The 15,077-nt window shown below is 42.1% G+C and carries 11 protein-coding genes and 1 pseudogene; all 12 read right to left on the reverse strand.

The window, feature by feature from the left end; translation table 11 throughout:
• Positions 1–79: 79 nt before the first annotated feature.
• The 12 genes and pseudogenes from ACWIUD_RS11020 to nuoD all read right to left on the reverse strand — a co-directional run bounded on the left by ACWIUD_RS11020 (position 80) and on the right by nuoD (position 15,077).
• Positions 80–2,362: a DUF7494 domain-containing protein gene (locus ACWIUD_RS11020; protein WP_454149067.1), complete on the reverse strand. Its 2,283-nt coding sequence runs from the start codon at positions 2,360–2,362 to the stop codon at positions 80–82.
• Positions 2,363–3,802, reverse strand: coding sequence for an NADH-quinone oxidoreductase subunit NuoN (gene nuoN / locus ACWIUD_RS11025; protein ID WP_454149068.1), 1,440 nt, complete (start codon positions 3,800–3,802; stop codon positions 2,363–2,365).
• Positions 3,802–5,316 carry an NADH-quinone oxidoreductase subunit M gene (locus ACWIUD_RS11030; protein ID WP_454149070.1) on the reverse strand — a complete coding sequence of 505 codons (1,515 nt, stop codon included), beginning with the start codon at positions 5,314–5,316 and terminating at the stop codon, positions 3,802–3,804. Before ACWIUD_RS11030 ends, nuoN begins: the two co-directional genes overlap by 1 nt.
• A gap of 9 nt (positions 5,317–5,325) precedes the next feature.
• Positions 5,326–7,227, reverse strand: a complete 1,902-nt coding sequence (gene nuoL / locus ACWIUD_RS11035; protein ID WP_454149072.1) for an NADH-quinone oxidoreductase subunit L — start codon at positions 7,225–7,227, stop codon at positions 5,326–5,328.
• 1 nt (position 7,228) lies between these two features.
• The gene (gene nuoK, locus ACWIUD_RS11040; RefSeq protein WP_454149074.1) at positions 7,229–7,531 is read right to left on the reverse strand and encodes an NADH-quinone oxidoreductase subunit NuoK; all 303 of its coding nucleotides are present in this window, start codon (positions 7,529–7,531) and stop codon (positions 7,229–7,231) included.
• Complete coding sequence (locus tag ACWIUD_RS11045) at positions 7,528–8,052, reverse strand: NADH-quinone oxidoreductase subunit J (protein WP_454149076.1); 525 nt, start codon at positions 8,050–8,052, stop codon at positions 7,528–7,530. Before ACWIUD_RS11045 ends, nuoK begins: the two co-directional genes overlap by 4 nt.
• A 704-nt stretch (positions 8,053–8,756) precedes the next feature.
• Positions 8,757–9,320, reverse strand: a pseudogene (gene nuoI, locus ACWIUD_RS11050) (NADH-quinone oxidoreductase subunit NuoI); the annotation flags it as partial.
• A gap of 9 nt (positions 9,321–9,329) precedes the next feature.
• Positions 9,330–10,304 (reverse strand): NADH-quinone oxidoreductase subunit NuoH, encoded by a 975-nt coding sequence (nuoH, locus tag ACWIUD_RS11055; protein WP_454149078.1) that lies wholly within the window; start codon positions 10,302–10,304, stop codon positions 9,330–9,332.
• The gene (locus ACWIUD_RS11060) at positions 10,301–12,712 is read right to left on the reverse strand and encodes an NADH-quinone oxidoreductase subunit G (RefSeq protein ID WP_454149080.1); all 2,412 of its coding nucleotides are present in this window, start codon (positions 12,710–12,712) and stop codon (positions 10,301–10,303) included. Before ACWIUD_RS11060 ends, nuoH begins: the two co-directional genes overlap by 4 nt.
• Complete coding sequence (locus tag ACWIUD_RS11065; RefSeq protein WP_454149082.1) at positions 12,633–13,403, reverse strand: hypothetical protein; 771 nt, start codon at positions 13,401–13,403, stop codon at positions 12,633–12,635. The genes ACWIUD_RS11060 and ACWIUD_RS11065 overlap by 80 nt, the downstream gene beginning before the upstream one ends.
• Complete coding sequence (locus ACWIUD_RS11070) at positions 13,400–13,828, reverse strand: NADH-ubiquinone oxidoreductase subunit E family protein (protein ID WP_454149084.1); 429 nt, start codon at positions 13,826–13,828, stop codon at positions 13,400–13,402. The genes ACWIUD_RS11065 and ACWIUD_RS11070 overlap by 4 nt, the downstream gene beginning before the upstream one ends.
• A gap of 19 nt (positions 13,829–13,847) precedes the next feature.
• The gene (nuoD, locus tag ACWIUD_RS11075; RefSeq protein WP_454149086.1) at positions 13,848–15,077 is read right to left on the reverse strand and encodes an NADH dehydrogenase (quinone) subunit D; all 1,230 of its coding nucleotides are present in this window, start codon (positions 15,075–15,077) and stop codon (positions 13,848–13,850) included.

Here is a 15,077-nt window from a genome sequence, read left to right on the forward strand (position 1 = left end):
TAAAAACTCCGCGCCGTTAAATCCTCCCATCATATACGGGAAAGTCCCACTGCTCGTGCTATCTATCATCCTCAATCCTTTAAAATTTTTCTAACGCCATTTTGCAAACGCCTTCAAACTCCCCCTTAATCTTGGCGCACTTCTCAAACTCCGCCTTTGCGCTTTTATTATCGCCTAGCTCATAATGCGCTGAGCCACGCAAATAATGCGCCTTTTGTGCTTCGGCACTATTTGCGTTATGCAAAATTGAGAGCACTTTTAGCGTTTCGCTAAATCGATTGTCGCTAAAAAGCACATCAGCATAGCTTAACTCCGCAAAGGGCGAAAATTCATAAGTTTTATGCGCCTTTTGCAAGGCAATCAAATCTTTTGCGTATTTTTCAATCGCGATATTATCATTATCATTTAGCGCAAAGTGCAACATTTCTTTATATAGCGGGATTAGAGCGCGATTTTTGGGGGAGAGATTTTGCAATATATTAAATGTGCTTTTTGCATCATTTTTTTGATTGAGCTGAGCTTGTGAGAAAAATAAAATTTCGCCCATTTTTAGCTTCGCTTGAATATTTTTTGCCAAACTCATCGCATCTCTACTCGCCGATTTTGAGCGTTCAAAGTCGCCAAGCGCAAAATGCACCCTTGCTTCATTATGCAACCACTGCGCTTTGTCGCCATCACGCATTTGCGCGTTTAAATCCCGCGCTTGTGTGAATGCCTTTGCGCGAAATAGGCACTCAAAGACAGATTCTGCGTTTTTGGTGACTAGTGGCATTTGCTCCCAAAGTGGGATAATTTTTTCACATAGTTTTTCACGCTCAATTAGCGCGGCGTAGGACTTTTTTAACGCGTCGCTATCTTTATCCAAATGCGCTTTTATCGCCACCACCTCCGCATACCGCCCTAAATCAAATAGATTCTGCGCTTTTTTGGCGTAGGCAAGTTTGGCATTTTGGCTATTTGGGTAAGTTTGGATAATGTAATCAAACTGCGCGATTTGCTTTTCTTTATCGCCTTCATTTGTGGCAAAGAGCAAATTATCAGCGCGAGTTTTTACGCTATCTTTTTGATTTGATTCAGCAAAGATTTTTAGAAACTCGCTATTTACGCGATATGCGTCATCTGGCATTTTCGCGCTCTCATACCACTGCGCGATTTGTAGCATTAAGTGCTCTTTAAAAGCGTCATTTTCTAAATTTGGTAGCATAAACTCTCCCGCCATAGCACTCAAATCATAAAATCCATAATTTGCCCACAGCTCGAAGTTTTTCACGCTTTTTTTTGTATCATCTAAAAAATATTTTGGATTTGCATTTAACACTTTGCTAATCAAATTTCTTGCATTTTTTTTATCATCATTTGCTAGTAAAAACTCCACCCAAGCAAGTGCCACAAAACTCGCTGAATCCAAATCCCTTGCATTTTGATATGCCTTTGCATACAAAATGGGCGGTTGGCGTTTATCGCCGTTTTGAGCGAGATTCTGCGCCAAACCTACAAGCGCGTATTGCGCGTATTTGGAGCTTTCATACTCATCTAAAATGCGGTTAAAATAATATTTTGCCTCCGCATAAATGCGAAGTTTGCTGTAATTGCTACCGATGATATAAAGCACTTCGGGCACATTTGTATCCGCGCCAAATGCCTTAATCCACGACTTTGCGAGAGTTATCACATCATCTGGCGGATTGTCTATTTTATCCATCGCGCGAATCTTATAAAGTAGCGCATCGCGTGAAAATATGCTCTCTGCGTAGTTTTGCGTAATATTATCGGCGAGATTGATTGCCTCTGCGTAGTTTTTGTTTTCAAAATTATTGCGAAGTGCCAAAAACGCGCTAAAATCCGCGCCCTCTTCAAACGCGAGCGGACTTGCATCAATATTCAACTCCCCGATGACAAAAGGCGCAGAATCTACGATATTTATGGGGAAATTTAGTCCGCTATATTTTTGATTCGACAAAAATGGGATTGCGTTTTCATACCCTATAATTTGCCAATTTTGCGCGGTTTGGGGACGCTCTTTTGGTAGCGCAATATCGCTTTTTAAATCAAAGGCATTTGCAAAAAGGCGCATTTTTTTAGTGGGTTTGATAAACAAATGAAATTGCTTATTTCTAACCTCGCTATAAATTTCAAAAAACTCTAATTTTTGCCTGTGCTGTGGCTTTGTGGGGACTTTGTTTATGGTGCATTGAATCAAAATCACATTGCCATTTATATCGCTAGATTCAGCGCAGGGGATTGCATTTGGCGACTTTATGGTGAGAATTGCAAAACGCGCATTTTGCTCCACGCCATAATCCACCTGCAAATCCACCGCAAAAATCGCGCTAAAAAGTCCCACCAAAAGCAACAAACGCATCTAAAACCCCAAAAACTGCCCCAAATGCGATAAAATCGTGCCAAGAAGCAAAAGCGAAACGAGACAAACGATGAATGAAAGTGCGATGATAGTGGTGATTGCAAGAGTGGATTTTGCGATTTGTGCGCTGTCTTTTGGCGATAAAATATTTGAATCTGAATCTTTTAAAAACATAAAAATTATTAACTTCATATAATAATAAATCGCAATCGCGCTATTTAGTAGCAAAATAATCGCAAGGGCGATGTGTCCGCTATTTATCGCACTTGAAATGACAAAGATTTTACCCCAAAATAATCCAAAAGGCGGTATCCCGCCCAAAGATAGCATAAACACCGCAAAGCAAATGGCAAGTAATGGCGCGGTTTTGATTAGTCCGCTAAATCGCTCAAAAGGCGCACCCTTTTTATTATGCACCACCCAAAGCAATCCAAACGCCCCCAAATTGCTAAACGCAAACAAAATCCAATACAAAAATAGCGCGCTAACGCTTTGCTCTGTGCCTACCACAATGCAGGCTAGTCCAAATCCCGCCTGTGAGATGGAGCTATACGCTAGCATTCTTTGCACATCGCTTTGCCGTAGGGCGATGATGTTTGGGATTGTCGTAGTTAGCGCAACGATGATAAATAAAATCACTTGCGCAAATGCAAACTCTAAAAATATCCCAAAAATACGCAACGCCACGATAAATGCGGCGATTTTAGTGGCAACTGACATATAAAACGCCAAAGGCGGATTTGAACCTTCATAAATATCTGGCACCCACGAGTGAAACGGGACAAATGATAGTTTAAACCCAAGCGCACCAAGCAAAAACACAAATCCAAGCAATAAAAACTTCGAATCGCCCCCCGCCGTGCTAACCGCAAATGCCAAATCCGCGATATCCAAACTCCCCACACTCGCATAAATAAACACCAATCCAAATGCGAATAATCCACTGCCAAATGCGCCAAGTGTGAAGTATTTTAACGCCGCTTCTAATCCTTTATCCGTGCGATTCAGCGCAATCATCGCATACAGCGCAAGAGATGACGCTTCAAGTGCGATGAAAATAAGCATTAGATTACTTGCGGCACTCATAAATTGATACCCCGCAATCACAAATAAAAATAGCGCGTAAAACTCCGCATAGCGAAACTCTCTATAATCGCCCTTGCTTAAAAGCACGAAAAATATGGAGGTTGAAAGAATGATAATTTGCGCCACCACGCTAAATCCATCAATCTCCACAAAGTCAAAAAATCCACTCCCATAACTATCCATATAAAGTAGCGAAAACAAACCAAGCGCGATAATTATCACACTCAAAGCAACATAAATCCCTTGATAAAATTTACCCAAAATCATATCAAGGCACAAAATCCCAAGCGCACCAAGCACAATTACAAGCATAGGCAAAATGCTAATAATATTTAGCGAAGCAAAATCTGGCATTATTTCACCTCCAAAAATTTACTTAAAAATGCTTTGTTTTCATCGATGAGTGCTTTTTCGCTCATAAAGGTGACGAGATTCTGCACGGAGGCGTCAATCTTGCTTAAAATGGGCTTTGGATAGACGCCAAGCCAAATCACAACGATGACAAGCGGGATTACAGCGCAAGATTCGCGCACATTTATGTCGCTTAAATTTGTATTGTGCGGTTTTAGCTCATTTAAAAACACATTGCGAAATAAATTTAGCATATAAATCGCGCCCAAAATTATCCCACTACCAGCCAAAAATGCGATAAATTTATTCACCCCAAAAAATCCTAATAAACTCAAAAATTCGCCTACAAATCCCATCGTAAGGGGCAATCCCACGCTTCCCATTAGCAAAATGCTAAAAATCAAAGTGTATTTTGGCATAACACGCGCGATACCCCCATAGTGCGCTATCATTTTGGTATGCGTCCTATCATAGAGCATTCCTACCATCATAAAGAGCGCACCGCTGATAATCCCGTGGCTTAGCATAAAAAACACACTTCCACTAATCCCCTCCACATTTAGCGCAAATGTGCCTAGCACGATAATCCCCATATGCGAGATTGAGCTATATGCGATAACTTGCTTCATATCATCTTGCGCAAATGCGATGAGTGCGGTATAAACTACCATTATCACACACAAAATCGAAATCGGCACGATAAAAGCCACACTTGCATCGGGGAATAGTGGCAAAGAAAAGCGCACAAACGCATAAGTCCCCATTTTCAGCAAAATCGCTGCGAGTATCACAGAGCCTGTGGTGGGGGCTTGTCCGTGTGCGTAAGGTAGCCAAGTGTGAAGCGGAAACATAGGCACTTTTACAGCAATGCCGATAAAAAACGCCACAAATAGCACTTTTTGCAAATCGACATTCAAAGGCAACGCATACCAATCAAGCAAGTCAAAGCTCCACACCCCAGCACTTTGCGCGTAAATATATGCAAAATACAAAATGCCAAAAAGCATCACAAGCGAGGCGCAAAATGTGTATAGAAAAAATTTGATAGAAGCATAGATTCTGCGTTCGCTCCCCCAAGCGCCGATAATATAAAGCATAGGCACGAGTGATAACTCCCAAAAAATATAAAACAAAATCATATTTAGCGATACAAACGCCCCAATCATAATGGTTTCTAAAAATAAAAGTGCGATTAAAAAATGCTTGATATTTTTGATATTATCTAAAAAAATGATACACAAAAGCGTGATAAACGCACTCAAAACCACCAAAAATAGCGAAATCCCATCCACGCCGATGAAATAATTTATGCCACTTGTGATTGGGATAATCGTCACAAACTGAAATCCCGCATCCGCCCCATCGAATAAAAACCAAAGCATTAGGCATAGTCCAAACTCGATGAGTGCGATGATTGTAGCGTAATATTTGAGTGCGACCTTATCCATCATATTGCTAAACATTAGCAAAGTTGAGAGTGCCGGTAAAAATAAAATGATATTTAACAAATGCTCCATTTTCTCCCCCTAAATCCCAGCGATAGCGAGAATCGCCAACATTACAAATATCCCAGCGCTAATTAGCATAAGACTTTGCGTCAAAATGCCACTTTGCAATTTTCTCGCACTCTCGCCACTTTGCAAAAAGATTTTTGCGATTAAATCCACCACAAAATCGATGATTTTTAAGTCGATTTCTTTCCATAAAAATTCCGCGATTGCTTTGTATGAGCGGACAAAAACTATGTCATAGATGTGCGGGATATAGTATTGATTTTTTAGCAATTTGTAGATGAAATTTTCTTGTATTTTTGCTTTGTCGATTCGCCACCATTTGCTTTGTGGGCGATAAACAAAAATGGCAAAAATAATCCCAGCGATTGCTACAAATAGCGCGACAGCGATTAGAATCGCAAAAGTTGTCGAATCTAAATGTGCTTCTTTTGGAGCGATGAATTTAGCAATAAAATCCATAAAACTATGCTCAAAAAATCCAGCGATGATGGCTAAAAATGCTAGTGGAGTCATAGAATAAAGCATAATTTTTGACGCTTCGTGTGGATTTGAATGTGCGTTGTCTTGTGCGTTAGATTCGTGCGAATTTACGCCAGATTCGGCATTTTCATAATTTTTCGGCGCAAAAAATACCAGCATTATTAGTCGAAAACTATAAAACGCCGTTAGAAACGCACTAAATATTAGCACAGCATAAATCCCAAAATTCCCCTCCACAAAGGCACTTTCCAAAATCTTATCTTTGGAGAAAAATCCTGCAAATGGGTAGATTCCAGCCAAAGCCACCGATGCGATTATCATTAAAATCGCACTGAATCGCAACGGCTTCCACAAAGCTCCCATTTTGCTTATGTCTAGCTTGTCATTCATCGCGTGCATTACATTTCCTGCGCCCAAAAATAGCAGTGATTTGAAAAATGCGTGAGTGGTGAGATGAAAAAGCGCGATTGCATAGTATCCCAAACCCCCAGCCACAAACATATAGCCAAGCTGTGATAGCGTCGAATAAGCGATAATGCGCTTTAAGTCGTTATTGACTAATGCCATACTTGCGGCAAAAATCGCCACAAACGCGCCCAAATACGCAATCATTAGCCCGATATGTGGGATTGCATCATAAATAGGATTTGCGCGAATCACCAAATAAACTCCCGCCGTTACCATTGTAGCAGCGTGGATTAGCGCAGATACAGGCGTAGGACCCTCCATCGCGTCTGCTAACCAAGTGTGGAGCGGAAATTGCGCAGATTTTCCCATCGCACCGATAAAAAGCAAGATTCCAATCCACATCAAAATCACGCCATCAATATCGCCCACACTCCCAAACACCACGCTATATTTCAAACTACCGCATACATAAAAGATTAGAAAAATGCCTAGCAACAGCCCCAAATCGGCAATGCGATTCATTATAAAGGCTTCATTTGCCGCAAAGGACGCACTTTTGCGATTATGCCAAAAGCCAATTAGCATCCAAGAGCAAAGCCCTACGCCCTCCCAGCCGATAAATAATCCCAAAAAATTATCGCTCATCACAAGAACTAGCATTGAAAACACAAACGCACTCAAAAACGCAAAAAATTTATTGAAACATTCATCGTGCGACATATACCCAACCGAATAAATATGCACAAACAGCGAGACAATCAGCACCACCAAAATCATCACACACGAAACGCCATCAATCACAAAGCCAAAGTCGATATTAAATCGCCCAGCCACAATCCACTCGCTTAAAATCGCGCTAATTGCGCCATTTTGCATCACTTCAAAAAGGGCGATAAATGCGCAAACTAGCGCAACTCCAAGCGCGAGTATCGGCACGAGCGCAGATAAAATATTTTTCTTGCTAAATGCAAAAAGTGTCGCAAATAGCGAGCCAAACAGCGGTGCAAAAAGTATAATTTCAACCATATTAACCCTTCATAGAATTTAGATTATCCAAATCTAAACTTTTCTTTTTTCGATATAGCAAAATCAGCAGTCCAAGTCCCACAGCGACTTCACTTGCGGCGATTGCGATGATGAAAAGCGCGAAAATCTGCCCATCCAAATTACCATAATATTTGCTAATCGCTACTAGCGCGATATTTGCGGCATTTAGCAGAATCTCCGTTGAGAAAAATAGCATTAGCAGATTTTTGCGTCGCATAATGCCAAGTGCGCCGATTGCAAACAAAATCGCACTTAAAAGTAAATAATGATTTAACCCTATCATAGATTGTCCTTTATATCGCCTGAATCGCTCAAATCTTTTTTAACTAAAATAATCCCCGCAACCATCGCAATTAAGAGCATTATTGCCGCTAGCTCAAAGGGCAAAAGATATTTTGTAAAAAGTAGTTGCCCTAGTGACTCAACATTGCCTAGATTTTGCGCACTAGCGGTGCTTTGCAAGATTAGCACTCGTGGCATTAAAATGATGATTGCCACAAGAAGCGCACTGCCTACGCTTAAAAAGGCGATTGTCTTTGTGTGCTTGCGGTATTCGCACACTTCTTTGCTACTATCAAAAAACATCATACCAAAGGCGTATAACGCCATCACCGCGCCCGTATAAACGGCGATTTGCACCACGCCTAAAAACTCCGCTCCAAGCGTGAAAAACAGCCCCGAGATAAAAATCATACCCGCCGCTAGCGCACTCATCGAATACAAAATATTCGCACTCAAAACGGCAACGCTAAATGACGCGATGACTAAAATCGCAAAAAGATAAAATGAGATGAATTCTAACATTACTCGCCCCCTTTTTGCGCGATGGTGCTTTGCGGATTAGATTCTGCGAATTTTGCAGATTCTGCGCTTTTTGTGCGATTCGCAGAATCTACCTCCATATTGTCATTCTGAGCCGTAGGCGAAGAATCTCTTTTTAGATTCGCAGAATCTACGATATTTTCGCCATTTTTAGCATTTGATTCGCTTATTTTTTCTCGCAAAAGGGCTGCACCCCCCTCCCCGCTCCCCCTACGCGCCAAAAGCTGCCGCTTTTCGCTTTTAGGGGGAGAGCCTCGCTTTTCCGCTTCTAGCAAAAAATCGGCGGACGCACTACTGCGTCCTTGCTCCCGATTTTTTGCACCACGAAGCGGGCGAGTTTTGGGTGCTTCGCACGATTGATTTTTATTAGATTCTGCATTCGCAGAATCTACCCACCCCCTAGCCCCCTCCGCAAGGGAGGGGGGATTTTGAGATTCTGCGAATTTTACAGATTCTGCGCTTTTTGTGCGATTCGCAGAATCTAGCGTAGAATCTGCATTTTTTTCATTAGATTCTGCGGACGCAGAATCTACAACGGAAGGAATCGCAGTAGTGCTTTCGTAGTTTTCGGCAAATTTTGGGTGTGAGACTAGACTAGCGGTCTGCGAATGCCCGAAATTTGCCGAATCTGCGGAATGATTACCCGAGAACGAATTGCGCGACTCCAAAGACGAATTGCCCGCAATATACCCCGTAGGCGTTTGTTTGACGCACTCATCCGCATTCTCACTCACAGCCCCATATCCAGCAAACTCGCAAATATCCCCACGCAGTGCCAAATCAAGGGGCGTTAGCATTACTTCTTTATTCGCAAAATGCGCCCTTTGCTCGCTTGAATTTTCATACCGCTCTCCGTGAATGATGGCAATCTCAGGGCACACCTCCGCGCAAAATCCGCAATAAATGCACCGCCCAAAATTTATCGTGTAGCTAGTGATTTTCTTGCGCGAATCTGCCCCGTAACTCGTCTCAATCTTTATGCAGTTGCTAATGCAGATTTTCTCGCACAGCCCACAGCCGATGCACCGCTCATTGCCACTTTCTAATAGTCGCATTAGCTTATGAATCGCGCGGTAGCGTGGGGATAGCGGGATTTTTTCTAATGGATATTTGATGGTGGCGATAGTTTTTGGGCTAAAAAACTCAACTAGCGTGATTTTTAGCCCTTTTAGCAAGTCAAGTCCAAATGTGCGCTTTACAAACCGCATAAAGCTTGGCTTTTCTGGCGAATTTATTAGTTTATAGCTCATTTTCTCCCCCTAAATTAGCACAAAGCCTGTGATTAGGATATTTGCGATGGCAAGGGGCATTAGCACCTTCCAGCACAAACTCATAAGCTGGTCAGGGCGAATGTGCGGGAAAGTCGCCCTAGTCCAGCAAAATAAAAATATAAAAAACGCCACTTTTAGCAAAATCGCAATGCCCCCCGGGATTATCCAAATGGGGTTAAATCCACCGCAAAATACGAGACTTACGATAAATGAGAGAGTGAACATATTTGCATACTCGCCGATGAAAAACATACCCCATTTTAATCCGCTGTATTCGGTGATGTATCCCGCGACAATCTCTGCTTCGTGCTCTAACAAATCAAAGGGCGTCCGATTTGTCTCTGCATATCCCGCGATTAAAAATAGCAAAAACGCCACAGGCTGGTAGCAAATAAGCCAAAGTCCATCTTTTTGATAGTTGTTTAAATCAATAAGCGAAAGTGAGCCAACCACCATAATGGGCGATAAAATCGCTAGTCCGCTTACTACTTCAAAGCTCAAAAGTTGCGAAACCGCCCTAGCTGCGCCGATGAGCGAGTATTTATTCGCCGAGCTTAACCCCGCAAGTAATGGTCCATACGCGCCCACCGCCCCCACGCTTAAAACAAACAAAATACCGACATTGATGTCCGCGACAATGGGGCGAATAGTCTCTCCAAAAAGCGTAAATTCTGGCAAAAACGGCACGGGAGCCATCGCTGTAAATGCCGTAGCGGCGGCGATTATCGGTGCTAGACAAAATAAAAAGGCATTTGCATTTTTGGGGATAATATCTTCTTTTAAAAAGAGCTTAATCCCATCTGCTGGGACTTGCAAAAGTCCAAAGGGTCCTACATAAGTGGGACCTAAACGCTTTTGCATAAATCCTAAAATCTTTCTATCCAAATATGTCCCATATCCCGCAAACGCCGAGAATACCGCCAAAATCACTAGGATTTTTATGATAATTTCTAAAAAGCTCATTTTGTATTATCCTTTTTTATACTCTCAATCTGCGCGAATTTCGCGCCTTTGAATGCCAAAATCGCGCCATCTATTTGTGGCGAGATGGCAAAAAAATCGCCCTCCATTTCAAAGTCAATGTAGATTTTTGCGCAAATCTCTGCGCCATTTATGGTTAGCGCAACTTCATCGCCTACGCTTGCGCCGATGCTTAATGCCAAATCTTGCATTTTAGATTTTGAGACATAGATTCCAAAAGGCGTGGTGAAGTGAGCGCAAAATCGTGTGTAGGGGTAAAAATGTGGCGTAATGTCGCGCAAATAGGCAATATGCGCACTTTGCGTCATTGCGAGATTTTGCGTAGCGAAATCGAAGCAATCTATTTTATCTGTTTTGAATTCTTCGCTATGCTGAAAATGACGGATTTTAGGTAGAATCTCTCCGCGTTTGTCCGCTCCGCTATTATCATAAAAATTTTGCAATTTTGGCACTCTCAAATCGCACTCCAAATTTAGCGATTCGCAAAGCATTTCCAAATATTTTGGCGCAGAAAATAGCGCGTTTATCGGCAAGATTCGATTATCCAAATTTACAATGCTATCATTTATCGCGCTAAAATAGGGCAAAACAAAGTCCGCATTTATGCTATCAAAGGTAAATTCGCCCTTTGTGCGCCATCCGATAATGCTTTGCGATTTGCCATTAGATTCGCCCAAATCGCCCAAAGATTCGCAAGATTGCGCCGAATCTAACGATAGATTCATATAAATCCCATTTGCATTGCTACTTGGTGGATTTAAAAGAATTTTGATTTTATTTTGCTTTGCTAAAATTGCCAAAAGATTCGCGATATAAGGTGCGTTTTTGTTGCTATAAAAATCACTGCCGATAATTAGCAAAGGCGCGGTATTTTCAAGCATTTTTTGCAACTCTAAAAATGCTTCATATTTTATATTTGCATTTTCAAAAATCTCATAATATTCATTTTCGCCAATTTGAATCTTTTTTAAATTATCCAAAATCGCAGAATCTAAAATCCCACAAATCGCCAAAATCACGGCAGATTCTGCGTTTGGCGTGTGGATTATCTCTAAAAATTTTTTGCTTAGATTTGCCATCAAATTATCGCGAATCGCACTTGCAAAAATAAACGCACAATCCTTTTGCATTTTTAGCGCGTTGTTGATTTTGTAGCGCACAAGGGGATTTTCGTATTTTGGATTTCCGCCTACGCTAATAATTAGCTTTTGTGTGGCAATCGATTCAAGCGTGGCAAGGGGCGAATCGCCAAAAATCTCCAAAATCTTAAAGTAATTTTCCAACTCATCATTTATCAGCTTCAACCCAAGCGCGTTTTTTAGGCTTTGCAAAAATTTTGCTTCGTTGTTTGTGGTGTTTCCGCCAACTTTGATTGCCTTTGCATTGTGAATTGCATTTATCGCACGGTGCAACGATTCATCGCTCAAATCTATGGGCAATTCGCCACTAATTTCTTGCCCAAATCGCCCACCCGCGCATATAGGATTGAAATTAAAATCATTTGTTACGCGATAAAGGCGCGTTTTGTTTTTGGCGTCCTTTTTGCCCTCTAACACTATTTTGCACCCCGCAGGGCATAGATTGCAGGTGCTATCCACTTTTTGCAACTCCCACGCGTTTGTGGTATATTGAAAAGATTTCACGCCAAGCGCACCCACAGGGCACACGCTCACGCACTCTACGCAGTCATTGCAGGGATTTTCGCCGACAAATCCTATCACGCCTTTTTGGGCGCGATTCCACACGCTAAATGCGTCTTTTGGCATTTTTTCTTTCCATTTTGCCGAATCTAATTGCGGGATTGAATCGCTTTTTATGACTTTTAGATTCGCTTCGCCCAAATTGTCCTTACACGCCGTTACGCACCGCTCACAAAGGATACAAAGGCTCGGGTCATACTTCACCTGCCCCCACGAATCAAGTTTTTGCAACGAATCTGCCACAAAATAGCTTTGATTATCCACGCCAAATAAAAGCGTAAAGTCCTGCAACTCGCACTCGCCACTTTTATCGCACACGCCACATTCTAACGGGTGATTGACACAATAGCTTTGCATTATCGCTTTGCGCTCAGCATTGATTTCAGGCGTGTTTGTGGTAATTGTCATACCATCTTTTACCTTCGCGTTGCACGAATACACGCGCTTTCCATCCGCCTCAACCATACATAGCTTACACGCCAAAGTGGGCGAACAGCCGCTCAAATAGCAAATCGCGGGGATAAAAATGCCATTTGCCCGAGCGACATTTAGCAAGTATTCGCCCTCGTTTGCGGTGATTTTTTGATTATTGATTGTGATTTCTGCCATTTTAATGCCTTTGTATTGCGATAGTTTTAAATGGATAGCTTTTAGATTCTGCGCCACCAAAAACGCCAATAACCCCGCCAAAATCCTTATCGATTTTGCAAGTAGCGCAAATCTCTTGCGAATCTAATGCAAATCTAATCTCTTGCAAATCGCTCAATCCCCACGCACGGGCAAATTCGCGTGAGATTTTTAGTGTGGGATTCGTATTTGATTCGTGCGAATCTTGCTTTGAATCCGCGCTTGATTCGCGTGAAACCGCATTTGAATCTTGCGCCACAAAAATCACGCAACCATTATATTCGGGGAGATTCGTAGGCAAATTTAGCACAAAATCGCTTGGCAAATTTTCAGCGCAAATCACTTCTAAATTTGAATGCGATTTTAGCGCGGATAGCATATTTAAAATATTGCTTTTTTGCGCGTGGTGCGAAATATCATCGCCTACCAAAAGCAAAGGTTTTTTGTGCGTGCGGATTTGATTTTTGATTTCGCTTAATTCCTCTTCGCTTACATTTGATTCCGCGCTCAAATAGCCGTAATCAAGGGCGTTTATAAACTCTCTCAACTTTGAATCCGCGCTAATGTCGGCAAATTCATATAGCAACAACGCCACAACGCCCTCTTCTGTGCCGACTTCATAGCGCACATACAAATCCGCTTCGCAATCTAAAAATGGATAAAAGCACACATTGCATTTTGAGAGTAGCGCGGGGCTGTAAAAGCCAAGTGTAATGATAAAATCATAATTTTTTAGCGCGGATTTGCTAATCATTTTTCACTCGCTTTTGGAGATTCTGCGGATTCTGCGTTAGATTCTGCGGATTTTTTGTCATTCTGAGGGAGCGAAGCGACCGAAGAATCTCTTTGAGATACTTCGCTACGCTCAGTATGACAATGTGGGGCGGATTCTGCGCTAGATTCTGCGATTTTTGCATTAGATTCTGCGCTAGATTCTACCGAAGAATCTTGCGGGGCTTTTTTCACCACAATACTCCAATCCACTTCATTAAAACGCAATGAATTCATCAGCGTCCAGCCATTTTGCGCCACTAAATTCGCGCTTTTTTCTACGCTACTAAAATCTCCAATTTCAAAAAGAAAAATCCCAATTTCGCCATTTTTTAGCTCTGCCTCCACAATCTCACACATTCTCACCCCAAAGTCCGCTCCCAAATGCCGTAAATCAAATCGTTTCATCGCTTCGCCCTACCTAATCTCACCTGTCAATCTCGCCAAATACGATATTTGTCGAGCCAATGATTGTCACCACATCAGCCAAATAATGCCCGGGCAATAAATCCTGCAACAATCCACAATGATAAAAGCTTGGCGCACGGACTTTTAGGCGATATGGATATGGCTCTCCATCGGAGTTTATGAAAAATCCTAACTCGCCTTTGGGCGATTCGGTGGGGGCGTAGGATTCGCCCTTTGGTGGGCGCATTCCTTGCGTGGTTAGCACGAAATGCTGCATTAGCGAGTAATTTTGCGTCATAATCTGCTCTTTTGGCGCGGAGATAAATTGTGGCGAATCTGCGATAATCTCTTTTGGCGATTTTGGATACATATCAATTAGTTGCCGTAAAATGCGCGAAGATTGGCGAATCTCTTCCATATACAGCAAATACCTTGCATAGCAATCGCCATCATTCGCATAAGGCACATCAAAATCCACTTCGCCATAAACTTCATAGGGCTCTTCTTTGCGAATATCCCACTTAAAGCCACTAGCACGGAGCATTACGCCACTTAACGCCCACTTTTTTGCCATCTCTGCGCTAACCTTGCCGACATTTTCTAATCTCGCTCGCCAAATGCGATTTTTATCTAGTAGATTTTCGATACGCCCGACTTCTTTTGGTAGTCTATCCAAAAATGCGCTTAAATTCTCGCACCAATTTTGCGGTAAATCAAGCGGGACACCGCCGATTCGAATGCTTGAATGCGTAAGTCTCGCCCCGCAATAATCTTCGATTAAATCTAGTCCATATTCTCGCTCTTTAAATCCATAAAGCATAATCGATAGTGCGCCCACATCCATCGCGTGCACGGAGATGAAAAATAAATGCGAAATAATGCGATTGACTTCTAAAAGCATTGTGCGGATTATTTGCGCGCGGAGCGGGATTTGCAAATCAAGCAGTTTCTCCACACTCGCGCAAAAGGCATAATTATTTGAAGTGGCGTTGATATAGTCCATTCTATCGGTGGTGGGGATAAATTCGCTATAAATCATATTTTCTGCCATTTTCTCCATACCCCGATGCAAATATCCAATATCAGGCGTGGCTTTGGTAACTAGCTCGCCATCTAATTCTAAAATCAGCCGCAACTGCCCGTGTGCGCTAGGGTGCTGGGGACCGAAGTTTAATATCATCTTATCATCATCGCGCTCAAAGGCGATATTTTCAAATTGCGGTTTTAGCTTCGTGTAAATTTGCTTCAT

It is taken from the genome of Helicobacter sp. 23-1044 (assembly GCF_053654695.1).

What these genes read in the sequence shown, in the direction of transcription:
- ACWIUD_RS11045 (WP_454149076.1), bottom strand. Translation starts at nt 8,052, where the DNA reads ATGTTAGAATTCATCTCATTTTATCTTTTTGCGATTTTAGTCATCGCG.
- ACWIUD_RS11065 (WP_454149082.1), bottom strand. Translation starts at nt 13,403, where the DNA reads ATGATTAGCAAATCCGCGCTAAAAAATTATGATTTTATCATTACACTT.
- nuoK (WP_454149074.1), bottom strand. Translation starts at nt 7,531, where the DNA reads ATGATAGGGTTAAATCATTATTTACTTTTAAGTGCGATTTTGTTTGCA.
- ACWIUD_RS11030 (WP_454149070.1), bottom strand. Translation starts at nt 5,316, where the DNA reads ATGGAGCATTTGTTAAATATCATTTTATTTTTACCGGCACTCTCAACT.
- ACWIUD_RS11020 (WP_454149067.1), bottom strand. Translation starts at nt 2,362, where the DNA reads ATGCGTTTGTTGCTTTTGGTGGGACTTTTTAGCGCGATTTTTGCGGTG.
- nuoL (WP_454149072.1), bottom strand. Translation starts at nt 7,227, where the DNA reads ATGGTTGAAATTATACTTTTTGCACCGCTGTTTGGCTCGCTATTTGCG.
- nuoD (WP_454149086.1), bottom strand. Translation starts at nt 15,077, where the DNA reads ATGAAGCAAATTTACACGAAGCTAAAACCGCAATTTGAAAATATCGCC.
- ACWIUD_RS11070 (WP_454149084.1), bottom strand. Translation starts at nt 13,828, where the DNA reads ATGAAACGATTTGATTTACGGCATTTGGGAGCGGACTTTGGGGTGAGA.
- nuoH (WP_454149078.1), bottom strand. Translation starts at nt 10,304, where the DNA reads ATGAGCTTTTTAGAAATTATCATAAAAATCCTAGTGATTTTGGCGGTA.
- nuoN (WP_454149068.1), bottom strand. Translation starts at nt 3,802, where the DNA reads ATGCCAGATTTTGCTTCGCTAAATATTATTAGCATTTTGCCTATGCTT.